Genomic DNA, 22,576 nt, shown 5'->3' with positions numbered 1-22,576 from the left:
TCTCTACATCTGTGCGTTTGCCTTAATACATTTTCGTGGCCGAAACCACTGCATCAAGACACCCACACTTATCGGTTGTCCAAACTGTTAAAGAACATTTCCCGCCGCGCCGTTTCGTTCAACCGATTCGTCTGCAGCAGCGAAGGGGCCAAATTATGAAGATATATCCGGAGTACGTCAACAACTTTTTAAATATTTTCTGATAAAAATTTCAGCGGACTGTTTCGAGTCTGTGCGAAAGGCTATTTCTGGATGATGGAGGCAGCAAAAGACTGCACATCAATCAGATCACGAGGCATCAAACCCTCTTCAAGCAAATTCGGGCGAACATAGCGATAGAGCCTCAAAATGGCATCGTATGTCTTCCAATTCGGTTCCGGTTTGTAGTTGATTCGCCAGCAGAGGCTTCTAGCCACGTTCTGAATCACCGTAGACTTGATATAAGCATGCTGTTGCGGATAGCGGATGAAGCTGAACAGTGTCGCAAACGGCCACTTGTTCAAATGCAGTATTCCGATAGTGCGAAGAAAGTGTTTGAAACGTGCTTCTTCCGATTGAGTCCCGTAAAGCAGTTCATCCAGTGCTAATGCAAACAACTTTTGACAAGCAGGGAGTTCCAATGCGTCATGAAACGCTTTCCGCTCACTTTTGGTCAACAAGTTGGTACTTGATTCGACGTGACGTGCGCGGTCACAAACTGCTTCGAAATTCGCATCTTCGATAAGTCTGGCAAGTTCTTCTTGCCCCAACAAATTGACGCAGAACTTGTGACCCGTCATGTTGGCTTCACGATATGCCTTGATAAAACCAGCATCCTCGAAACCATCGGGGTAATTGTTCATGAAGCGTTCAATCGCTACAGGAATCGTAACAAAGCTGTCGCTACTGATTTCTGAGGTTTCGATCAAATTATCCAGCAGCAGGTGCTTTGATTCGATTCCTTCGGCTTTTTCCAGTTTGACGAACGACCGTGAAAGTCTCTTGCGTCCCGCACCAACAAAAAAAACATCGAGATTCTCGGGAGTTGCGGTGAGCACCTTCCCTAATCCCCATTCCTCTTGGTTTGGGTGTTTTACACGATCGCCTGCGATCAGGTTGCTCATCTTGCTCTCCGCTTCTATCTACCGGAAAAAGCAGCAAATTTTATCACGCCCCGTGAGGTGACCATCTGAATCAGACGAGCTTCTCTGTTCAACCAAAGCATCGAATAGAAAAATGGCCGCCCAAAGGCGGCCATTTTTAAAATTTAAAATGAATATTTTTTAAATATCTATCCGAGCATTCAATGCGTTAGTTTCGATGAATGCCCTACGTGGCTCAACCAATTCACCCATTAAGGTGGTGAAAATTTCATCGGCAGCAATTGCATCGTCGATCTGTACGCGCAGCAAACGGCGAACTTTCGGATCCATCGTCGTTTCCCACAACTGGTCGGGGTTCATTTCGCCGAGACCTTTGTAGCGCTGTTTGGCAATACCACGTTCGACTTCGTTGAGCAGCCACTTCATGGCTTCGCCGAAATTGGCGGCGACTTGCTTCTTCTCGCCACGGGCCATGACGCCGCCGTTACCAAACAGATCGGCCAAGGTTTCCGCGGTACGTTTGAGCTGGATGAAATCACCGGAGAGCAGCAGGTCTTCGTCGATCAAGCCGACCTTCAGGTTGCCGTGGTGCATGCGCTCGACGCGCAGGATCCAGCGCTCCTGGATGTCGTCGAACTTGGGCACCATGCGCGTGTTGGCGGGAATATGGACGGCGATCAATTCAGCACTGGAGCGGGCTTTTTCTTCGCTGGACAGGTCGACCGGAATATTGTGGCGGACGATGGCCTGCAGGACTTCCGGATTCACCAGATGGGCCAAGCGTTCGATGATCGCTTCGGTGGCCAGCCAGGAACGGGCCAAGCCTTCGAGCGCCGGACCGCTGATGGCTGCACCAGTTGTCGGCATCAACACGGCTTCGTCGAGTGCCATGTTCAACAGAAACTGGTGATATTCGAGGTCATCCTTGAGGTAACGCTCGGTCTTGCCATGCTTGACCTTGTACAGCGGCGGCTGGGCGATATAGACGTAGCCACGGTCGATCAGCTCCGGCATCTGGCGGTAGAGCAGCGTCAGCAGCAGCGTACGGATGTGGGCACCGTCGACGTCCGCGTCAGTCATGATGATGATGCGGTGGTAGCGCAGCTTTTCGACGTTGAAGTCGTCCTTGCCGATGCCGGTGCCGAGCGCGGTGATCAGCGTGACGATCTGCTCGGACGAAATCAGCTTGTCGAAGCGGGCCTTCTCGACGTTGAGCACCTTGCCGCGCAGCGGCAAAATCGCTTGGAACTTGCGGTCGCGGCCCTGCTTGGCGGAGCCGCCTGCGGAGTCACCCTCGACGATGTAGATTTCGCACAGCGCCGGGTCTTTTTCCTGGCAGTCGGCGAGTTTGCCGGGCAGGCCGACACCGTCGAGCACGCCCTTGCGCCGCGTCATTTCGCGGGCACGGCGGGCGGCTTCGCGGGCGCGTGAGGCTTCGACGATCTTGCCGCAGATCATCTTGGCGTCGACCGGACGTTCCAGCAGAAAATCGGCGAGTTTCTGGGCGACGACTTCTTCGACGGCACCACGCGCTTCGCTGGAAACCAGCTTCATCTTGGTCTGCGACGCAAACTTCGGGTCCGGCATCTTCACCGACAGCACGCAGGCCAGGCCTTCGCGCATGTCGTCACCGGCGATATCGACCTTGGCCTTCTTGGCGATTTCGTTTTCGTCGATGTACTTGTTGATGACGCGGGTCATCGCGGCGCGCAGGCCGGTCAGGTGAGTGCCACCGTCGGACTGCGGGATGTTGTTGGTGAAGCAGAGCACCTGTTCCTGGTAGGAATCGTTCCACTGCATGGCGACTTCGACACCGATGGTGATGCCGGTATCGGCAGCGCCCTGCCCGACCTTGGCTTCGCCGGCCGAGTAGAAGATGTTCGGATGCAGGACCGACTTGGTGCGGTTGATGTATTCGACAAAGCTCTGCACGCCGCCGGCGAAAGCGAACAGCTCTTCCTTGCCCGAACGCTGGTCGACCAGCTTGATGCTGACGCCGTTGTTGAGGAAGGACAGCTCGCGCAGGCGCTTGGCGAGGATTTCGTAGTGGAATTCGACGTGGCCGAAGATTTCGTCGTCGGCGAGGAAATGCACTTCGGTACCACGCTTTTCGGTGTCGCCAAGAACTTTCAGCGGCGAGACTTCGACACCTTCACGGACCTCGATGCTGCGGTCAACCGGCACGCCACGGCAAAATTCCATGAAGTGCTTCTTGCCGTCGCGGCGGATGGTCAGGCGCAGGAATTTGGACAGCGCATTGACGCAGGACACGCCCACGCCGTGCAGACCGCCGGACACCTTGTACGAGTTCTGGTTGAACTTGCCGCCAGCGTGCAGTTCGGTCAGCGCGATTTCCGCGGCGGAACGCTTCGGCTCGTGCTTGTCGTCCATCTTGACGCCGGTCGGGATGCCGCGGCCATTGTCGATGACGGAGATCGAGTTGTCGGTGTGAATGGTGACGATGATGTCGTTGCAATGTCCGGCCAGTGCTTCGTCAATCGAGTTATCGACGACTTCGAAGACCAGGTGATGCAGGCCGGTACCATCGGACGTATCGCCGATATACATGCCCGGCCGTTTGCGTACAGCCTCCAGGCCTTCGAGGATCTGGATGCTGGCTTCACCGTATGCCGGTGCGTCAGTGCCTTGCGGGACGTTCTCTTCACTCATTGTTCTTGGTTCCACGTGAAACGCGGCCCTTCCATACGGCTGGGCCTTTTACTTCTTTTCAGAAACAGCTGATCAAATGCGCATTGGCATGACAACATACTTGAAGTTGTCGTTGCCGGGAACAGTGATCAAGGCGCTCGAATTGGCGTCGTTGAAACTCCACTGGATTTCATCCGAGTGTACGTTGTTCAGAACGTCGAGCAGATAACCTACATTGAAGCCGACATCAATGGCATCACCGGTGTACTGTACCTCGATTTCTTCCACAGCCTCTTCCTGTTCGGCATTTGCCGCAATCAGCTTCAAACTGTTTTCGCTCAAAACGACACGTACACCGCGAAATTTCTCATTGGTCAAAATTGCCGCACGATGCATCGCCTGCATCAATGTCTGTCGTCCAACAGTCATATGATTTCTCAAACTTGGCGGAATGACGCGTTCGTAATCCGGGAATTTCCCATCGATCAATTTCGATACAAGAACGACAGAACCGAAAGCAAAGCGAACTTGATTCGTCGCCAATGTGATTTCAAGAAGATCATCGGTATCAACCAGCAACCGGTTCAGTTCGAGAACGGTCTTGCGCGGCAAAATCATTTCCTGGCGCGGCAACTCGGTTTCAATACCGACACTGGCATAAGCCAAACGATGCCCGTCAGTGGCTACCGCACGAAGCTCATTGCCTTCGACCAGCAGCAACAGACCGTTAAGGTAATAACGAACATCCTGTGCAGCCATACCGTACTGGGTTTTCGCGATCAATTGGCGAAAAGCCTTCTGGGTAATCGAAAACTGTTTGGTGTCGCCTTCATTCAGCGTCATGCGAGGAAAATCGTCTGCGGGAAGAGTTTGCAGATTGAAACGGCTCTTTCCCCCTTTGACCTGCAAACGCTTGTCCTCAAGGTTCAGCGTTATTTCCGTGCTGTCAGGCAGCGAGCGCAGAATTTCCTGCAGCTTTCTAGCACCAACCGTAACAGCCCCGTCACCATCACCACCAGCCCCTGAAGTGGTAGTGGTGATCTGGATTTCGATATCGGTGGCCAACAAAGTCAGCAAATCACCCTTTTTTTCCAGAAGCACATTCGACAGTATGGGCAGTGTATGGCGACGCTCAACGATTCCCGACACTGACTGCAACGGGGCCAGAAGCGTGTCTCTTTGGCTTTTAATAAGAACCATAAATTAAATTCCTTAATAGACTATATCGGGAACAGTTTTGTGGATAACTAAAAAACTCTTTTATATTTCAGTTACTTGAAACAATATTTGCCGTCTTGGAAAGCCTCTGGATTGCCTGTGGATGAAAACTGGATAATTTTCCCATAAAGTGGAAAAGCAGGGCTTGTCCACAAAAGGCTGACAGTTTGCTCACAAGCTTGCCAACAGTCTCATCCTTTCAAAACTTGCAGCAGAACGTGCAGATCGTGATTGAGTTCGCTGTCCTTTGCACGCAAGGTATCTATCGTTTTTACCGCATGGATTACCGTGGTGTGATCCCGTCCGCCGAACGCATCGCCAATTTCCGGAAAACTGTGGGAAGTCACTTCACGGCAAAGCCACATGGCAACCTGACGTGGTCGCGCAATGGCACGCGTACGTTTCTTGGAGAAAAGTTCAGCCACCTTGATCTTGTAATAGTCACCAACGGTCTTTTGTATGTTGTCGATGCCGACATTGCGTACAGAACCAATGATGTCCTTCAGTGCTTCCTTGGCCAGGTCCAATGCAATGATTCGACCATGGAACGAAGAATAGGCCAGCACTTTTTTCAAGGCGCCTTCCAGTTCGCGAACATTGGAACGCAAGTGCTTGGCGATGAAGAAGGCGACCTCATCGTCGAGTCGAATACCCTCGGCTTCGGCCTTCTTCTGCAGAATGGCAACACGCATTTCCAGTTCCGGCGGTTCGATCTGGACTGTCAGACCCCAGTCAAAACGAGTTACCAAGCGATCATCCAGACCGTTGATGTCCTTCGGATAGGTATCGCAAGTGATGATGATCTGCTTGCGCGCTTCGATCAGCGCGTTGAACAGGAAGAAAAACTCTTCCTGAGAGCGGTTTTTCCCATTGAAGAACTGCACATCATCAAGTAGCAGTACATCAAGCGAACGATAAGTACGCTTGAAGGTGTCGAAAGATTTTTGCTGGTAGGCCCGAACGACATCGGAGTAATAGTCTTCGGCATGAACGTAACGGACCACTTTGTCCGGGTATTCAGTCACGATGCGATTACCGATGGCATGTATAAGGTGAGTCTTGCCTAAACCAGCACCACCATAAATGAACATCGGGTTGTATGCGCTGCTCCCGGGATTGTTGCCAACCTGCACCGCTGCGGCGCGTGCCAGATCGTTGGCTTTACCGACCACCAGATTATCAAAAGTAAAGTTTGAGAAAAGGCGCGATTTTTCGTAAGTTGATGTCGCCTTGGCACGTGGTTTTTCGCTGTTTGCGCTAGATTTGACCGAACTTTTTGGCGTGTTATCGATATTTTCTATCGTAGATTTTTCAACCCGTGCAGCCACCGGCTTGTTACTGCCAATAACCAACGCAACCACAATAGGAGCTGAAAAATACGCTTGGGCGTATTCTTCGATTCTCGACAGGTAGCGATCACGTACCCATTTAAGGATGAAGCCGTTGGGCGCAATCAGGCGCAGCCCATCTTCAAGCGCTGTACTTTCACCTTCGAGGCGAAGTGGCTTGATCCAGGTATTGAACTGTTGCGCGGGCAGTTCCTGTTCAAAGCGCTGCAAACAGGATTCCCAGAAACCGGACATCGACGAAAAAACCTCCCCGCTCGGGCGAGATATCGCTGGCGGTCTTCTAATTCTATGATTTAAAAACAAATATTGATTCAGTTCAGCAGCTTTTTGAGCGCCGAGCAGGGCGCAATTCTACCCGTCCATCAACAAGTTATCCACAGCTTCAATAAATAAATCAGCTTGACAGAACACTGTGAAACACGGTGTAATCACGCGTTTTTCTCCGCTCACTCAAGGAATTACGACATGAAACGCACGTATCAACCGTCGGTCGTGCGCCGCAAGCGCACCCATGGCTTCCTGGTCCGTTCGCGCACCAAGGGTGGCCGTGCAGTTCTCGCTGCTCGCCGCGCCAAGGGTCGCAAACGTCTGGCCGTTTAAAACGGACGCCCGGCGAGGTGGATTTCAACTTCGCCAGACGCTATCGCCTGACCAAAACGGATGAGTTTTCATCCGTTTTTGGTTTTCGGAAGGCGATTCGCGGTACCTGGCTTATGTTGCACTATCAGCCGCGACCGGAAGTCAGTACCCATGCCCGTTTGGGTTTGGTGATTGGCAAAAAATTGCTCAAACGGGCGGTTGACCGCAATCGGGTCAAGCGCATCGTGCGCGAGCAATTCAGAATTCGGCGCGGCACACTACCAGTTTGCGATCTGATCGTCAGACTGGTAGTGAAGCCTGGCCCGATCGATGGCTTGGGGATCGCCGCAGACATTAACGGTCTGCTTGATCGACTGTCACGACCCCGCCCAAAAAGAGATGCAAAATGAAAATTTTGTTCATCGCGCTGGTTCGCGTCTATCAATATGCGATCAGCCCGCTTTTTGGTCGGCGTTGCCGTTATTTTCCGACTTGCTCGGAATATGCGGTCGATGCAATACAGAAATTCGGCGCCGTAAAAGGTGGTTGGCTGAGTGTAAAACGCATCTGCCGCTGTCACCCTTGGCATCCTGGCGGGTATGATCCCGTTCCCTGAACACCATTAAACTACGTAGGCAGCTCATGGATACTCGACGCCTGATACTGGTCATGATCTTCGCTTTCTCCAGCTTCATGCTGTGGGAAAACTGGCAGCAGTACAAGCACCCGAAACCGGTTGCCGATCTTGCGGCAAACACCGCTTCGGCAAGCGCCAACGGTGTTGCGCCAACCCCTTCCGTCAGTTTGCAAGCTGGCAGTTCTCCAGTTGTCAGCGAAGTGGCTGCACCGGTTTCTACCGCCAAAACTTTCACCGTCGATACCGACCTGATGAAAGTGACGATTTCCACCCAAGGTGGCGATCTGGTTGGCTTGGAATTGTTTAATTACAAAGAAAACGACGACAAGGAGAAGAATTACCTCCTGTTCGATACCAAGCATCAATATTCTGCACAAAGCGGTTTGATTGGTGAAGGCTTGCCATCGCACCGCAGCCTTTTCCGCCGTGTCGATGGTCCTGTCAAGCTGGCTGACGGCAGCGACGAACTGAAGGTTCGTCTTGAAGCCGATGCACCGCAGGGTGTGAAGATCGCCAAGATACTGACCTTCAAACGCGCTTCCTATGCGATCGATGTGGCTTGGGAAATCAGTAATGGTTCCGAGAAACCGCTGGCGCCGCACGCTTACTTCCAGGTCCAGCGTGACGACGGCGAGCCGGCCGGTGGCAACATGATGATGCACACCTTTACCGGTCCTGCTGTCTATACCGATGCCGAGAAATACCAGAAATCCAGTTTTGGCGATGTCGCAGACAAGAGTGCCAAGTTTGCCAAGACTGCCGACAACGGTTGGCTGGCCATGGTCCAGCACTACTTCGTTTCGGCCTGGATACCGCAAGAAGGCGTGCAGCGCGAGTACTACATGCGCAAGCTCGATGGCAGCAAACTGTTTCAGATGGGCGTGATCGTTCCGGTGAGCGAAATCAAACCGGGAAGCAGCGGGCAGACTTCAGTGACCCTGTTTGCCGGTCCTCAGGAACAAGCTGCACTCAAGCAAGTTGCCCCTGGTCTCGATCTGGTTGTCGACTACGGCTGGTTGACGGTGATCGCCGCGCCGATCTTCTGGGCGCTGCAGTTCATCCACGACATCGTCGGCAACTGGGGCTGGGCCATCGTTGTCCTGACCATCCTGATCAAGCTCGCCTTCTTCCCACTGTCGGCTGCGTCGTACAAGTCGATGGCCAAGATGCGCTTGGTCACGCCGCGTCTGGTGCAGTTGAAGGAACGCTATTCCGACGACAAGCAGCGCCTGAACCAGGAAATGATGAAGCTGTACCAGACCGAAAAGATCAATCCGCTCGGCGGCTGTCTGCCGATCCTGATCCAGATTCCGGTCTTCATCGCCCTGTACTGGGTACTGCTCGGCGCCGTCGAAATGCGCGATGCACCATGGATTCTGTGGATTACCGACTTGGCAGCACCGGACCCATGGTACATCCTGCCGGTCATCATGATCATCTCGATGGTCATCCAGATGCGCTTGAACCCGACACCGCCGGACCCGATCCAGGCCAAGGTGATGATGGCCATGCCTTTTGTCTTCGGCATCATGTTCCTGTGGTTCCCGGCCGGTCTGGTGCTCTACTGGGTGGTCAACAATGTGCTCTCGATCGCCCAGCAGTGGCAGATCACGCGCATGATGGAAGCCGGTGGCAAGGCTGCCAATGACGCCAAGGCTTAAGGTGTGGCAGTTGTAGCAACTTCGGACACCATCGCCGCCATCGCCACGGCCCCAGGTCGTGGCGGGGTCGGCGTGATCCGGGTATCGGGCAGCAATTTGCTGCCCTTTGCTTTTGCCCTGACGGGAAAGAATCCCCAGCCGCGTTACGCGACGCTGGCTGATTTCAAGGCGGCCGACGGTGCTGCGGTCGACAGCGGTTTGTTGCTGTTTTTCCCCGGCCCGAATTCATTCACCGGCGAAGACGTGCTCGAGCTGCAGGGCCACGGTGGCCCGGTGGTCATGCAGATGCTGCTCGCGCGCTGTCTCGACCTCGGCGCCCGGCTGGCCGAACCCGGGGAGTTTTCCCGCCGCGCCTTCCTCAACGGCAAGATGGACCTGGCCCAAGCCGAGGCTGTCGCCGACCTGATCGACGCCGCGACGACCAGCGCCGCCCGTTCGGCAGTCCGTTCGCTGCAGGGCGAGTTCTCGCGCGCCATCGGGGAGCTGAACGAGGAACTGATCAACCTGCGCATGCTGGTTGAAGCAACACTCGATTTTCCCGAAGAAGACATCGATTTCCTGCAGGCCGCCAATGCCTTCGGCCGCCTGGAACGCCTGCAACTGAAACTGGCCGAGATCTTCGACCGGGCTGGCCAGGGCAAGCTGCTGCAAAGCGGCCTGCACGTCGTTCTCGCCGGCCAGCCGAACGTCGGCAAGTCCTCGCTGCTCAATCGCCTGACTGGCGACGATCTGGCCATCGTCACGCCGATTGCCGGCACTACCCGCGATGCCTTGCGCTCGACCATCCAGATCGAGGGCATTCCGCTGCACATCATCGACACCGCTGGCCTGCGCGATACCGAGGATGTTGTCGAGAAGATCGGCATCGAACGTAGCTGGCAGGAAATCGAACGCGCTGACGTGGTCGTGCTGCTGGTCGATGCAAATGTGGGCGTTTCTGCGGTCGACCGCGAGATTCTGGCAAAAATGCCCGAGCGCCTGCAGCGCATCACCGTCTACAACAAGATCGATCTCGCCGGCCGCGAGCCGGGACGCCACGATGAAACCGATGGTGTCGCGATCTCGCTGTCAGCCAAGGCCAATCGCGGCATTGAGCTGCTGCGCCAGGAATTGCTGCGCATCGCCGGGTGGCATCAGGCCGAAGATGTCTTCATCGCCCGCGAACGCCATCTGCGTGCGCTGGCCGCCGCTCAGGAACACGTCGCAGCAGCCCGCAGCGTCGTCGAAGGCATCATGCCGGCGCTCGAACTGTTCGCTGAAGAACTGCGTCTGGCCCAGCAATCACTCGGTCAGATCACCGGCGAATTCACCGCCGACGACCTCCTCGGTGTCATCTTCAGCCGCTTCTGCATCGGCAAGTGATCGCAGTAGCGCACTGAATACCCCTGTCAGGGGCGGCGCGTATAATCTTCAGGTTTAAGCAAAATCCTGGGGTTTTCCATGCCATTGCGCCGCTACGGTTCAAGATATTTATCCATTCTCATGCTGGCATTCGGCATCTTGTCAGCGCCTGTTTCGGCTCAGGTCGCCAAGCCGGAATTGCTGCTTTATTGCGGCATCACGATGGTCCGCCCAATGACCGAGATTGCCCATAATTTCGAGAAACGGGAGAACGTCAAAATCTCCATCGCGCAAGGCGGTTCCGAAGATCTGTTTCAATCGGCCAAGAGAAGTGGCGTCGGCGACTGGTACTTGCCGGGAGAACCCACCTATCGCGAGAAACATCTGAAAGAAGGGCTTTTCGCTGAGCATACGGTTGTTGGCTATAACCAGATGGCGCTGATGGTCGCCAAGGGAAATCCCAAAGGCGTCAAAGCAGATCCCAGGGAATTATTGCGCAAGGATCTGATTGCCATTATCGGCAATGCCGAATCGGGCAGCGTGGGCAAGGAAGCCAAGGACATTCTCGACAGCATCGCCATCTATCCGAAAGTTATCAGACAGGTTGCTTTCCTGTCGCCAGACTCGCGTAGCCTGGTCAATGCCATGAAGAAGGGTGAAGCCGATGTCACGATGAATTGGCGCGCGACAGGTTTCTTCCCTGACAACGTGGCGAAAATCGATGTGATCGATCTTGACCCAAAACTGGCCAAGCCGCAGGCCTTGCTGCTGATCAAGCTGAAAAGCAGCAAACATAATGACCTGACCCGCCGCTTCATGGATTTTGCCGCCAGCGAGGAAGGTCAGGCGAGTTTCCGAAAATATGGTTTCCTCGACAACAAAACGGTAATCACCCGCTAAGCCGATGCCTTTTACCGGCGAAAAATCTCTTTTCAAGCTGGACCCGTCAATCCGTTGGTTACTTGGGGTCGGGCTCCTGTGCCTGCTGGTCGTTCTTGGCTTGATGGTGTTTTTCGATGGCCTGCAGGATGAACTTCGGGCAAAGAGTGCCAATGAAAGGGCGCGTCTGTTTGCCGGCGAGGAAATCGTCCGGGGCATACACAACCTGGAAAAAGACCTGTACCTGTTGGCTACGACGAGCAATCAGGCAGCCATGTTGCGGGTCAAACGTTCCATCGACAGTCATCTGAGCAAACTGAAGCATGACCTCTCCATCCTGGAAAAAGGGGGAATCATTCGGCAGGAGGTGCTGCTGAATCTTGAAGGTCGTGATGAGATGATTCGTGAAGTGACTTATCTCCCTGACGGCAATAGCAGTGCGTATGTGATGGAAATGATCGAGATAGCACCCCTGCTCGATCAGGTTCAGGAACGCGTTAGCGAGTTGGAGAAGTTGCTGGAACGCGGCTGGTCATATCAGGGAAATAATGATTACCGAGGTTTTTTCCTGTTGCATGACGAATTCGATGCATTCCTCAAGCATCTCCCACCCTATTTTTCCCGCCTTGATGAAAATGCAAACCGTCTGTTTTTTGAAGGAAATAGCCGTTTGCTCGAATTGGAAGCCGCCTTGGCTGATCAAAGGGCCAGACTCAAGAAAATCGAGATTGGCTTAATGGCCTTGGTCATGATGCTGGCCGGTTTGATGAGCATCGTTTTTCTGCATCGGGTCAAGATTGCCAACCTGAAGCTGGAAGATGCCCTGGATGAAATGAGCCAGGCAAAAAATGAAGCCGAAAGGGCCAGCCGGGCAAAATCCGAATTTGTTTCGCGCATGAGCCATGAGTTGCGTACGCCGCTCAATGCCATTATCGGATTCGCAGAATTGCTCGGTTCGGAGCCGCTTCCTCCTTCACAAAAGACCTATGTCGATCTGATCAACAGTTCGGGCAAGCATCTCATGGAGTTGATCAACGCTGTGCTTGATCACGCCAAGATTGAAGCCGGCAGCATGACACTGGAACAGATTGAATTCGATTTGCCAAAGACCATCGACTCCGTGCGCAGCATTGTTCTTGACCAAGCTACAGCCCGTGGTCTGAGCTTCATTTCGGACATTGCCGCAGACTTGCCTGAGCGAATAGTTGGCGATCCGACACGCTTGCGCCAGGTTTTGATCAATCTTCTGGTTAACGCAGTCAAATTTACCGAGCAAGGTTCTGTCGAATTGCGCATTGCGGTCGACAACAAGCAGTTGATTTTCAGTATTCGCGATACCGGCATCGGAATGGATGAAGAAAACATTGCCCGTTTGTTCAAACCATTTGCCCAGGCCGATGAAACGATTACGCGAAAATATGGGGGGACCGGGCTGGGGCTGCTGATCTCGAAAGAATTGATCGAAGCCATGGGCGGCACGATTGAAACGGAGAGTGCGGTCGGTGTTGGCACCTGTTTCTGGCTAACCCTGCCACTGGTTCTGGGAAAAAATCCTGAAGTACCCAAACAGGCTCAGCGTGAACAAAGCGCCGACAGCGTTTTCCATCTTGTTCAGGGCAGGGTTCTGCTGGTGGACGATAACCGGGTCAATCAGCAACTTGGCGTTGCCATGCTTAAACGCCTGCAGCTCGAATTCGATATTGCTGAAAACGGCCTGATTGCATTGGAAAAATTGGCAGGAAACGATTTCTCTCTGGTCCTGATGGATATGGAAATGCCGGAAATGGATGGTTTGGCGGCAACTCGGGAAATCAGGCGCCTGGAAGCACAAAATACCGAGGCCAGGCGCTTGCCAATCATTGCCATGACGGCAAATGCCTTGGTCGAAGATCGAGAACAATGTTTTGCTGCAGGCATGGACGGATATATCTCCAAGCCGATCAGCTTGAAGATTCTCGAAAGTGAAATTCGCCGTTTATTCTCGGAAAAATCACCAGAAATCATTACAGAAGCTGATCAACCCTGTTTTGATCGGGCCAGAGTCATTGAAATGCTGGACGATGAACAACTTTTCAAGGAACTTGCGGATCTCTTTATTAGCGGTTCAGCCGGGTATCAACGTGATCTCGAAGCCGCTGTCAGCGCTCAAGATTGCCGCTTGATCGAACGCCATGCCCATACCCTCAAAGGCCTCTTCTCGACGTTTGCTGCCGATACTGGTGAAGAAGCGGCACGCCAGCTTGAACAAAGCGCTGCCTGCAACGACATATCCAGTTGCAGGGAATTAGTCATGCCAGTACTGCGTCATGTCAAGAAACTGACGCAAGCGCTCGGTATCAACTGAACAAAATCCTGAAGTTATCCAGTATGCCGGGGGGTTTCATCGCCAAAATTGTCTGTAGACAAACCTGTGCATAACTTGTGTGCGCTTTGTGGATAAAGCACTGAATCCATCAAAGTCGAAAAACTGTCCCCATTACATCAACAGCTTTCAAGTGGACTTGCCAAGCGCCAAATAATCAACACATCCATTTGTTTTATATAACAAAAATAAACTTATCCACAGACTTGTCTCTGAGGTAGTTAACATAGTCTTCATATTTAAGTATTTATATAAAACAACATAGTGCCCCCAGAAAACACACTGCGCGCCGGTTTTTCACTTCAAACTGCTTCCTTACACTGAGTAATTCATGGAGCTACTTCCACCCGTTTTGAGCTGGCTGATTTTTGCTGCTTTTGTTGCTGGTCTGGTCGATGCTGTCGTGGGTGGTGGTGGGCTTGTACAAATTCCAGCCTTGTTTATTGCCCAACCAGGTGTTGCCCCGGCAACTTTATTCGGGACCAACAAGGTAGCCAGCGTTTTTGGTACGGCCAATGCAGCTTGGCGTTATGCTCGGCAAGTAGACATGCCATGGCGGACAATTCTGCCAGCGGCTGCATCTGCATTTTTGTTGTCTTACGCCGGCGCAGCAGCCGTTGCCTGGTTACCAAAGGAAGCGATCAGGCCATTGATTCTTGTCCTGCTTGTTTTTTCTGCGGTCTACACCCTGATGCGCAAGGATTTCGGGTTGCTACACCAGCCGCTGCATCGCGGTCGCCATGAATTTTTGTATGCCTTGTTGCTTGGTGGCGTCATCGGGTTTTACGATGGGTTTTTTGGTCCGGGAACTGGCAGTTTTCTGATTTTTCTGTTCATCCGGTTTTTCGGCTTTGATTTTCTGCATGCTTCGGCCGGTGCGAAGGTGGTGAATGTGGCGACAAATCTTGCCGCACTGGCTTACTTCCTGCCCGCTGGTCACGTTATTGCCTTGCTGGCAGCGGGAATGGCAATCGCCAATGTTGCGGGTTCTGCTACCGGTACCTGGCTGGCACTTAAATATGGCAGCAGGTTTATCCGGATCGTGTTCCTGTTGGTGGTTGGCGTTTTGATCATCAAATTTGCCTGGGATACCTTGGCTGGCGCGTGATTTTCGTTGAAACGCATGCTGCCTGAATTTCCAATAAAATTGGCAGTCTTCACAAAGGACTTCCATGCGTATCACCCTCGTTCACCCTGCTGGTTTTAATTTTGTGCCGGGACAGCCTGATTTTTCGGTGCTGGCTAATCGCATGCCGCCGATTGGCATCATGCAACTGGCAAGCTGGCTGGAAAAGTTTGGCCACAGCGTGGAATTGCATGACTGCCTTGGCCCTTACGCACCGCCGACGATTGCCGAGAATGCGGAAATCGTGCTGGCCACTGAGCCTGAAATGGTCGGTTTTTCCGCTACCACATCGGGTTTCATGGATGCCTTAGAGATTGCTGCCTATATTCGTCAGCGCCGGCCGGAAATAAAAATAGTTTTCGGCAATGTCCATGTCTCGTCACTCGGCGCACCTATCCTCGAACAGTTTCCGGAAATTGACTATCTGGTCATTGGCGAGGGCGAAGGCGCCCTGCTCGATCTGGCCGACGGCAAGCCGTTGGCTGGCATAGGCAACCTGATTTGGCGCAATGAAAACGGCAATATCACGGTCAACCCCCGGCGTGACCGCATTCTCGATCTTGACGAGTTACCTTTCCCTGCCTACGAGAAGTTGGCCGGTTTCCCGCACGCCTACCACCTGCCGCTGTTCGCCTACGAAAAGCGTTACGGTGCAACGATGATCACTTCGCGCGGTTGTCCCTACACCTGCTCGTTCTGCGACCGCACGGTGTTCGAGCGCCTGTACAAGACCAATTCGGCGCAATACACCTACGACCACATGAAGTACCTGCGGGACAACTTCGGCGTCTATCACATCAACATGTACGACGACCTGTTCACCGCCAAGAAACAGCGCGTCATGGACCTCTGTGACCTGTTGATCGAAAAGCCGCTCGGCGTGCAGTGGAATTGTGCGATCCGCACCGGCCATACCTCGGACGAAATGCTGGCCAAGCTGAAGCAGGCTGGCGCACTGATGGTATCGATGGGTATCGAATCGGCCGATCCGGCGATGATGGAACGCCACAAGGCCGGCGTCACACTGGATGCCGTGCGCGATACGGTGCGCCAGATCCACGCCGCCGGGCTGCGCGCCAAGGGCCTGTTCATCTTCGGCATGCCGGGCGAGACGCCGGCAACGGTCAAGACCACCAGCGATTTCATCCTGTCGCTCGATCTCGACGAAATGAACATGACCAAGTTCAGCCCGCTGCACGGCGCGCCGATCTGGGACGAATGTGTCAGCGGCGTCGGCGGCGAGATGATCGAGGACTGGCGGCTGATGAACTGCCTGAATTTCGTATATTTGCCCGAAGGTTTCAAGTCGCGTGAGGAAATGGACGCGCTGTACAACTGGCACGTCAAGCGTTTCTACGATAGCAAAGCTTACCGTCACCGTTTCGCCAAGCGCCTTTGGCAGCACCGCTGGAGCTTGTGGCATGTGCTCAAGCATTTACCGGAAACCATCGCCGCGGCGCGTTATTTCAGCAGCAACAAGGAACAGCTGGAAAAGGCCAAGCGTGAATTCCGCCTGCATCCGCGCCAGCCGGTGGGGCTCAAGCCGCAACTGTCGACTGATCTGCAGATCGACAATATCGTCGCCATGTCGCCGGTCAAATTGACCCGACGCGATGCCATGAAGCAGATTATTCCCGTCGAATACGTTGGTGCGAGTTGCAGCACCCCGTCAGCGAGTGTGGTGGCAGTATAATCCTCGGTCCTTTGCCAAGGTTTTTGGCTGGGCATGTCATGCTGATAGCCTTGTCGTGACAGAAAAGTTTTGAAAAGGTAGACCCGGATGACGCAGCAAATACAAGCAGTTGAACGTCGTCAGTGCGATGTACTGGTCATTGGCGGTGGGCCTGCTGGTTCCACGATTGCGCCATTGCTGGCGGAAAAAGGCTACAAGGTGGTGCTGCTGGAAAAAGCCAGGCATCCGCGATTCCATATCGGTGAATCCTTGTTGCCGGCCAATCTGCCCTTGTTCGAACGTCTGGGTATTGCTGACGAAGTGCGCGCTATCGGGATGGAAAAACACGGTGCGGAGTTTGTTTCGCCGCATCACGACCACACCCAGACCTTCGAGTTTGCCGATGCCTGGGATAAATCCATGCCTTACGCTTACCAGGTGCCGAGGGCCGAATTCGATACGGTGCTGATTCGCAATGCGGCCAAAAAAGGCGTCGAGGTCTTCGAGACGTGCAAGGCCAAGTCGGTTGATTTCCAGCCAGACGACAGCGTACTGGTGCGGGCACAGCACGATGATGGCGCTGAACAGGAGTGGCAGGCCCGATTTCTGATCGATGCATCCGGCCGGGATACCTTCCTCGCCAACCGTTTTCAAATCAAACAGCGCAATCCGCGCCACAACAGTTCCGCGGTTTATGGCCATTTTTCCCAAGCCCGCCGGCATGAGGGACAAGCCAGCGGCAACATCACCATCTTCTGGTTTGAACACGGCTGGTTCTGGTTCATCCCCATGGTCAATGACGTGACCAGCGTCGGTATGGTGACCTGGCCGTATTACATGAAAACCCGGGGCGAACGCAGTCTGGAGCAGTTCCTGCGCGACGGTATTGCCATGTGTCCGCCGTTGGCGGAACGCCTCAAGGATTCAACGCTGGTCCATGACGTCGAAGCCACCGGCAATTTTTCCTATGTTTCGGAAAGAAATCACGGAAAGAATTACCTGTTGCTCGGAGACGCTTACGCCTTCATTGATCCGGTATTTTCATCCGGTGTCTGGCTGGCAATGAACAGTGGTGTGCTCGGTGCCGAGGCCGTCGATAGCTGCTTGAAAAATCCGGCCACTGCGGCAGCCGCACTCAAACATTTCGATCGCCAGATGAAGCATGGGCCGAAGGAATTTTCCTGGTTCATTTACCGGGTCACCAATCCGATCATGCGCGATTTTTTCATGTATCCGAAGAACATCTTCCGGGTCAAGGAAGCGCTACTTTCCGTGCTGGCCGGCGATGTTTTCGGCAAGACGCCGATCTGGCGTTCGATCTGGATGTTCAAGCTGCTCTATTACATTGCCAACCTGATTCAGCCGAAGCGCGCTTTCATGGGCTGGAAGCGCCGGCGTTTCAATATTCGCCGGGTTGATGATCCGGCGATGGATTCGGTCTGACGTGTCTTTCCTGAATTTTGTATCCGGTGTGGCTCAACTGAGCCATTCAGTCGTTTCACGTGAAACGGGCTGTATTCTGGGCGGTGCCAGGCTCGGTAGTGAAAATTCTGCGGTCAACTGGCCACAACAGCATATTTCCGCGCATCTGCCAGGATCGACAGCAAGCACCTTGTGCGATGTCTGGTGGGTTGATGCACCCTGTCGGTCCGGTTGTGACGAAGGGATCGCCTGGCGCCGTGCTGGCGATGTGCTGTACGGCGTGATCGAGCTGGACGAAGCAGATTTTTCCGCCGCTGGCTGTCCGGCCATTCAGGCAGCCAGCGAGGAAGCCTATCGCCGGATCTTTCGCTTGCTCGACGCCCAGAAGCTGCCGGCCTTGTGGCGTGTCTGGAATTACCTGGCCGGGATCAATGAAGAAACGGCAGGCCTGGAGCGTTACCGGCAATTCAACATCGGTCGCCAGGATGCATTTCTGGCTTGTCGCCAAGGGACGACCGGCAATGTGCCGGCCGCTTGTGCCATCGGCTTGTCAGCGGGACCGTTGTCCATTGCATTCCTGGCTGGTGCAGTACCCGCCGTGGCGGTGGAAAATCCCCGGCAGATCAGTGCTTATCACTATCCGGCTGAATACGGACCGCGTAGCCCGATCTTTTCGCGTGCTGCGCTGGTCTACCCGCCGGGGCAGGAAATTCTCTTCATCTCCGGTACCGCGAGCATTGTTGGACATCAGACGGTGCATCCGGGAGATATCGCCGGGCAATGCAGCGAATCGCTGGCCAATATCCTTGCCGTGGTGAGTGAAGCCAATCGCCTGTGCCGCTCGGCCCGGTTCATGCCGGATGCGCTGATTTACCGGGTTTACCTGCGGCATGCCGCCGATTACCCGGTTGTTCGGAACATTTTGTCGCCGACCCTCGGCGATGCCGGGATCGTCTATGTCGAGGCTGATATCTGTCGCGCCGATCTGCTGGTTGAAATTGAAGCCATGGCAATGCATTCGCTGGAATCCGGCGCATCCGCCAAGCACCCGGCTGAGCCATTGTGAATCCGTTGCATCAAGAAAAAAAAATCCTGTGGCGCCTGTACGAGTATGTCGCGATGTATTGCGGCTTGGGCGGACTGGCCGTCATCTGCCTGATCTGGTTGCCCTTTGCCATGTTGCTCAATCCCCTGCTACCGCGGCGCATTGGCTTGCCGCTGGGGCGTCAGGCCATTCGTTGGGGCATGCGCATTTATCTGGCTTTTCTGCAAACCTGCTGCGCCTGCCGTTTCGATCTGAGCGATCTGGATCAATTACGCGACGAAGGCCCGCTGATCCTGGTGGCCAATCATCCCTCGCTGCTTGATGCGCCAATGATCCTGTCACGCTTGCCCAAAGCGGTCTGCATCATGAAAGCGAGCTTGCTCGACAACATCCTGTTCGGTGCAGCAGCCCGGTTGGCCAGGTATATCGGTAACAATGCAGCGATCGAGATGATCATCAAGGCACGCGAGGAGTTGCATGCCGGGGCGCATCTCGTCATCTTTCCGGAAGGTACGCGCACGCGGAATATGCCGCTTGATACCTGCATGCCGACGACGGGGCTGATTGCCGGGCGGGCCAAGGTGCCAGTGCAAACTTTGCTGATCGAATTTTCCACGCCCTACCTGGGCAAGGCCTGGCCTTTGTTCCGGCCGGCATCGTTACCGCTGCATTGCCGCATCCGGCTGGGTCGGCGTTTCGACCCGCCGGGCAACGTCAAGGTCTTTACCCGCGAACTGGAGGCCTATTTCCGCAGTGAATTAGCCTCGTTTTCACCGTCGACCGCAGCAGTCTGAATCATGTCACTCGTCTCAACGACCCACTTTGTCCTGATCCCCAGTTACAACCCAGGCCCCAAGGTCATGGATACCGTGCGTGCTGCACGGGCACAGTGGACACCGGTCTGGGTCGTGGTCGACGGCAGTACCGACGGCAGCATCGAGCCATTGCAAGCCATGGCGCTGGCCGATCCCGGTTTGCGCGTCATCGTGCTGCCGGAAAACCGCGGCAAGGGGAGCGCCGTGCTGGAAGGGCTCACCCTGGCTGCCAGCGAAGGCTTTACGCATGCCCTGACGATGGATTCCGACGGTCAACACCCGGTCGAGCTGATTCCCGATTTCATGGCCGCGTCGCAGGCTGCGCCGGCCGCGATGGTGCTTGGCAAGCCGGTTTTCGCCGCCGATGCCCCGGCCTTGCGCGTCAATGGCCGCAAGGTCTCGAATGCCTGGGCCAATCTGGAAACCCTGTGGATGGGGATCGGTGATTCCTTGTACGGTTTTCGCGTTTACCCGGTGACCCCGCTGATCCGCATCATGCGCAACAACCGCTGGATGCGGCGTTTCGATTTCGATCCGGAAGCCGTGGTCCGCCTGTGCTGGGCCGGTGTCTGGCCAATCAACAAGGATGCGCCGGTGCGCTATTTCCGGCCCGACGAAGGCGGCGTCTCGCATTTTCGTTACCTGCGCGACAACACCTTGCTGACCTGGATGCATACCCGCTTGTTTCTCGGTTTTATCTGGCGGTTGCCCGGGCTGATTGTCCGGCGCTTGCTGCACCCATAAAAATCTCTCGTCTGTCCAGGAACCATGGAAAAAAACGCCGCGCTGAAAAAAGATCCTCGCCTGAACACCTATTTTGCCGATGAAGCGGAGCGGCGTTCCGTCACGCGCACGATGTTCGACGAGGCGGCGCCCGGCTACGACAACGCCGAACGCATTACCGCGCTGGGCAGTGGTGCCTGGTATCGCCGCGAGGTCCTGCAGCGCTGTGGCTTGCAGCCGGGCATGCATGTGCTCGACGTGGCCGCCGGAACCGGTCTGGTGGCCGTGGCGGCGCAGGAACTGGTCGGGCCAACGGGCCGGGTGGTGGCGCTTGATCCCTCGCCCGGCATGCTGGCCGAACTGCGCAAGAAGCTCGACGTGGAAACGCTGGTCGCCTACGCCGAATCGATTCCCTTGCCCGATGCCTGCGTCGATTTCGTTTCGATGGGCTACGCGCTGCGTCACGTCGGCGACATGGACCAGGCCTTCAGCGAATATCTGCGCGTCCTCAAACCGGGCGGTAGCGTTTGTCTGATGGAGATCAGTCGACCGCAAAATCGTCTGGGGCAACTCGCCTTGCGCGCCTACATCGGTGGCGTGGTGCCTTTGCTGGCCCGGTTGATGGGACGTTATGCCGATGTCGGCCGGCTCTGGGCCTATTACGGCGACACCATCGAAGCAGCCATCGAGCCGGAGCGCATTCTCGACGCCCTGCGCCGGGCCGGTTTTGTCGATGTGCAGTGCTCGCTGACCTTCGGTATTTTCCGCGAATACACCGCGCGCCGGCCGTGAATACCACCGAACTCTTCCTGATCGCGATGATCCTGATCTTCGCGCTGCCCTGGCTGATCTGGCGGATCGGCCGTACCGAGTATTACGCGCCGCTGGTTGTCGTACAGATTCTGACCGGCATCCTGCTCGGCCCCGGCGTGCTCGGTCAGGCCTTTCCCGATTACTACAGTTTCGTCTTCACGGCGCCGGTCATCCAGTCGCTGAACGGCATCGCCTGGTGGGCGGTGATGATTTTCGTGATGATCGCCGGTATCGAGCTGGACCTGAGAAAAGCCTGGGCCTATCGGCGGGAAAGCGGCATTACCGCTGGTCTGGCTTTGGGTGTACCGTTGCTGCTCGGTAGTGTGGCGGCGGGGATTTTGCTGTTGGCTGACGGCTGGCTGGGCGCGCAAGGCTTGCGCTGGCAGTTCATCCTGGGTGTTGGCATGGCCTGTGCGGTGACCGCCCTGCCCATCCTGATCCTGTTCATGGAAAAGCTGGACGTGCTGCGCCAGCCCATCGGTCAGCGCATCCTGCGTTACGCCAGCCTGGACGACATTGCGATCTGGGGCGTGCTGGCGCTGATCCTGATGGACTGGAGCCGGGTCGGCAAACAACTGGTCTTCCTGCTGGCCTTTGTCGTGATCGGCTGGCTGTTCCACAAATTGATGGCCCGCCTGGTCGAGCGCGACCGCTGGTACGTCGCGCTGATCTGGCTCGCCGTCTGCGGTTTCGGTGCCGACTGGGCCGGCCTGCATTTCATGGTCGGCGCTTTCCTGGCGGGTGCAGTGATGGAAGCCGAATGGTTCGATCAGGAAAAAATGGATTTGCTGCGCCACCACGTGCTGCTTGTCGCCATGCCGGTATTTTTCCTGTCCACCGGCTTGCGTACCAACTGGACGCTGGGTGGCGAAACGGTCTTCGTCGCCGCCGCGCTGCTGCTCGTCGCATCGGTCGCCGGCAAGCTGATCGGCGTGCGTATCGCCGGCCGCATCCTGAACTGGGCGCCGGGCGAAGCATCGATCATCGGCTGGCTGCTGCAGACCAAGGCGCTAATCATGATCATCTTCGCCAACATCCTGCTCGACCGCGAAATCATCACCAGCGAGGCGTTCACCGCACTCTTGCTGATGGCCGTGGCGAGTACGATGCTGACGGTGCCAATGGTGGCGCCGAAGCTGGCGCGCTTGAAAGAACTGATCGGGCGTTCGGCCTGAAAATTGCGGATTTTTACGGTCGACCGGG

At 55.1% G+C, this 22,576-nt stretch carries 19 protein-coding genes; 15 read left to right on the top strand and 4 right to left on the bottom strand.

Annotation, left to right across the window (positions count from 1 at the left end):
* Window positions 1-242: 242 nt before the first annotated feature.
* The 4 genes from RCI20_RS10770 to dnaA form a co-directional block, all read right to left on the bottom strand.
* Window positions 243-1,103, bottom strand: coding sequence for a DUF3553 domain-containing protein (locus RCI20_RS10770; protein ID WP_306605316.1), 861 nt, complete (start codon window positions 1,101-1,103; stop codon window positions 243-245).
* 159 nt (window positions 1,104-1,262) lie between these two features.
* Window positions 1,263-3,752 carry a DNA topoisomerase (ATP-hydrolyzing) subunit B gene (gene gyrB, locus RCI20_RS10765; RefSeq protein WP_306605314.1) on the bottom strand — a complete coding sequence of 830 codons (2,490 nt, stop codon included), beginning with the start codon at window positions 3,750-3,752 and terminating at the stop codon, window positions 1,263-1,265.
* Window positions 3,753-3,824: 72 nt separating this feature from the next.
* A complete protein-coding gene (gene dnaN / locus RCI20_RS10760) occupies window positions 3,825-4,931 on the bottom strand; it encodes a DNA polymerase III subunit beta (protein ID WP_306605312.1) in 1,107 nt (368 codons plus the stop codon).
* Between the two features lie 209 nt (window positions 4,932-5,140).
* On the bottom strand, window positions 5,141-6,532 hold the full coding sequence (dnaA, locus tag RCI20_RS10755) for a chromosomal replication initiator protein DnaA (protein ID WP_306605310.1): 1,392 nt from the start codon (window positions 6,530-6,532) through the stop codon (window positions 5,141-5,143).
* 231 nt (window positions 6,533-6,763) lie between these two features.
* Here dnaA and rpmH point away from each other — a divergent pair, with 231 nt between their 5' ends.
* The 15 genes from rpmH (at window position 6,764) to RCI20_RS10680 (ending at window position 22,548) form a co-directional block, all read left to right on the top strand.
* The gene (gene rpmH, locus RCI20_RS10750) at window positions 6,764-6,898 is read left to right on the top strand and encodes a 50S ribosomal protein L34 (protein ID WP_027457001.1); all 135 of its coding nucleotides are present in this window, start codon (window positions 6,764-6,766) and stop codon (window positions 6,896-6,898) included.
* A gap of 17 nt (window positions 6,899-6,915) precedes the next feature.
* A complete protein-coding gene (rnpA, locus tag RCI20_RS10745) occupies window positions 6,916-7,287 on the top strand; it encodes a ribonuclease P protein component (protein ID WP_306605303.1) in 372 nt (123 codons plus the stop codon).
* Complete coding sequence (gene yidD, locus RCI20_RS10740; RefSeq protein WP_306605301.1) at window positions 7,284-7,493, top strand: membrane protein insertion efficiency factor YidD; 210 nt, start codon at window positions 7,284-7,286, stop codon at window positions 7,491-7,493. The genes rnpA and yidD overlap by 4 nt, the downstream gene beginning before the upstream one ends.
* A 26-nt stretch (window positions 7,494-7,519) precedes the next feature.
* Window positions 7,520-9,175, top strand: a complete 1,656-nt coding sequence (gene yidC, locus RCI20_RS10735) for a membrane protein insertase YidC (protein ID WP_306605299.1) — start codon at window positions 7,520-7,522, stop codon at window positions 9,173-9,175.
* 3 nt (window positions 9,176-9,178) lie between these two features.
* Complete coding sequence (mnmE, locus tag RCI20_RS10730; RefSeq protein WP_306605297.1) at window positions 9,179-10,537, top strand: tRNA uridine-5-carboxymethylaminomethyl(34) synthesis GTPase MnmE; 1,359 nt, start codon at window positions 9,179-9,181, stop codon at window positions 10,535-10,537.
* Window positions 10,538-10,615: 78 nt separating this feature from the next.
* Complete coding sequence (locus RCI20_RS10725) at window positions 10,616-11,416, top strand: substrate-binding domain-containing protein (protein WP_306605295.1); 801 nt, start codon at window positions 10,616-10,618, stop codon at window positions 11,414-11,416.
* Window positions 11,417-11,420: 4 nt separating this feature from the next.
* Window positions 11,421-13,739 (top strand): ATP-binding protein, encoded by a 2,319-nt coding sequence (locus tag RCI20_RS10720; RefSeq protein ID WP_306605293.1) that lies wholly within the window; start codon window positions 11,421-11,423, stop codon window positions 13,737-13,739.
* A gap of 349 nt (window positions 13,740-14,088) precedes the next feature.
* A complete protein-coding gene (locus RCI20_RS10715) occupies window positions 14,089-14,865 on the top strand; it encodes a TSUP family transporter (protein WP_306605291.1) in 777 nt (258 codons plus the stop codon).
* A 64-nt stretch (window positions 14,866-14,929) separates the two neighbouring features.
* Window positions 14,930-16,576 (top strand): B12-binding domain-containing radical SAM protein, encoded by a 1,647-nt coding sequence (locus tag RCI20_RS10710; protein ID WP_306605289.1) that lies wholly within the window; start codon window positions 14,930-14,932, stop codon window positions 16,574-16,576.
* A gap of 87 nt (window positions 16,577-16,663) precedes the next feature.
* Window positions 16,664-17,998: an NAD(P)/FAD-dependent oxidoreductase gene (locus RCI20_RS10705; RefSeq protein ID WP_306605287.1), complete on the top strand. Its 1,335-nt coding sequence runs from the start codon at window positions 16,664-16,666 to the stop codon at window positions 17,996-17,998.
* A gap of 1 nt (window position 17,999) precedes the next feature.
* Window positions 18,000-19,043 (top strand): hypothetical protein, encoded by a 1,044-nt coding sequence (locus RCI20_RS10700; protein WP_306605285.1) that lies wholly within the window; start codon window positions 18,000-18,002, stop codon window positions 19,041-19,043.
* Between the two features lie 5 nt (window positions 19,044-19,048).
* Entirely contained in the window at window positions 19,049-19,816 is a 768-nt protein-coding gene (locus tag RCI20_RS10695; protein WP_306605283.1) for a 1-acyl-sn-glycerol-3-phosphate acyltransferase, read from the top strand.
* A 3-nt stretch (window positions 19,817-19,819) separates the two neighbouring features.
* Window positions 19,820-20,581 (top strand): glycosyltransferase family 2 protein, encoded by a 762-nt coding sequence (locus RCI20_RS10690; RefSeq protein WP_306605281.1) that lies wholly within the window; start codon window positions 19,820-19,822, stop codon window positions 20,579-20,581.
* Window positions 20,582-20,605: 24 nt separating this feature from the next.
* Window positions 20,606-21,352, top strand: a complete 747-nt coding sequence (locus tag RCI20_RS10685) for a class I SAM-dependent methyltransferase (protein ID WP_306605279.1) — start codon at window positions 20,606-20,608, stop codon at window positions 21,350-21,352.
* Window positions 21,349-22,548: a cation:proton antiporter gene (locus RCI20_RS10680; protein WP_306605277.1), complete on the top strand. Its 1,200-nt coding sequence runs from the start codon at window positions 21,349-21,351 to the stop codon at window positions 22,546-22,548. Before RCI20_RS10685 ends, RCI20_RS10680 begins: the two co-directional genes overlap by 4 nt.
* The last annotated feature ends 28 nt before the right edge of the window (window positions 22,549-22,576 follow it).

Source organism: Azonexus sp., from assembly GCF_030824335.1.
In the GTDB taxonomy this organism is placed as follows: domain Bacteria; phylum Pseudomonadota; class Gammaproteobacteria; order Burkholderiales; family Rhodocyclaceae; genus Azonexus.
This window is presented reverse-complemented; position numbering and strand designations above follow the sequence as displayed.

Excerpts from the sequence above, each read along its gene's own strand:
- RCI20_RS10770 (WP_306605316.1), bottom strand. The coding sequence starts at position 1,103 with ATGAGCAACCTGATCGCAGGCGATCGTGTAAAACACCCAAACCAAGAG.
- dnaN (WP_306605312.1), bottom strand. The coding sequence starts at position 4,931 with ATGGTTCTTATTAAAAGCCAAAGAGACACGCTTCTGGCCCCGTTGCAG.
- RCI20_RS10690 (WP_306605281.1), top strand. The coding sequence starts at position 19,820 with ATGTCACTCGTCTCAACGACCCACTTTGTCCTGATCCCCAGTTACAAC.
- dnaA (WP_306605310.1), bottom strand. The coding sequence starts at position 6,532 with ATGTCCGGTTTCTGGGAATCCTGTTTGCAGCGCTTTGAACAGGAACTG.
- RCI20_RS10720 (WP_306605293.1), top strand. The coding sequence starts at position 11,421 with ATGCCTTTTACCGGCGAAAAATCTCTTTTCAAGCTGGACCCGTCAATC.
- RCI20_RS10715 (WP_306605291.1), top strand. The coding sequence starts at position 14,089 with ATGGAGCTACTTCCACCCGTTTTGAGCTGGCTGATTTTTGCTGCTTTT.
- RCI20_RS10725 (WP_306605295.1), top strand. The coding sequence starts at position 10,616 with ATGCCATTGCGCCGCTACGGTTCAAGATATTTATCCATTCTCATGCTG.
- RCI20_RS10685 (WP_306605279.1), top strand. The coding sequence starts at position 20,606 with ATGGAAAAAAACGCCGCGCTGAAAAAAGATCCTCGCCTGAACACCTAT.
- rpmH (WP_027457001.1), top strand. The coding sequence starts at position 6,764 with ATGAAACGCACGTATCAACCGTCGGTCGTGCGCCGCAAGCGCACCCAT.
- RCI20_RS10705 (WP_306605287.1), top strand. The coding sequence starts at position 16,664 with ATGACGCAGCAAATACAAGCAGTTGAACGTCGTCAGTGCGATGTACTG.
- gyrB (WP_306605314.1), bottom strand. The coding sequence starts at position 3,752 with ATGAGTGAAGAGAACGTCCCGCAAGGCACTGACGCACCGGCATACGGT.
- yidD (WP_306605301.1), top strand. The coding sequence starts at position 7,284 with ATGAAAATTTTGTTCATCGCGCTGGTTCGCGTCTATCAATATGCGATC.
- yidC (WP_306605299.1), top strand. The coding sequence starts at position 7,520 with ATGGATACTCGACGCCTGATACTGGTCATGATCTTCGCTTTCTCCAGC.
- RCI20_RS10710 (WP_306605289.1), top strand. The coding sequence starts at position 14,930 with ATGCGTATCACCCTCGTTCACCCTGCTGGTTTTAATTTTGTGCCGGGA.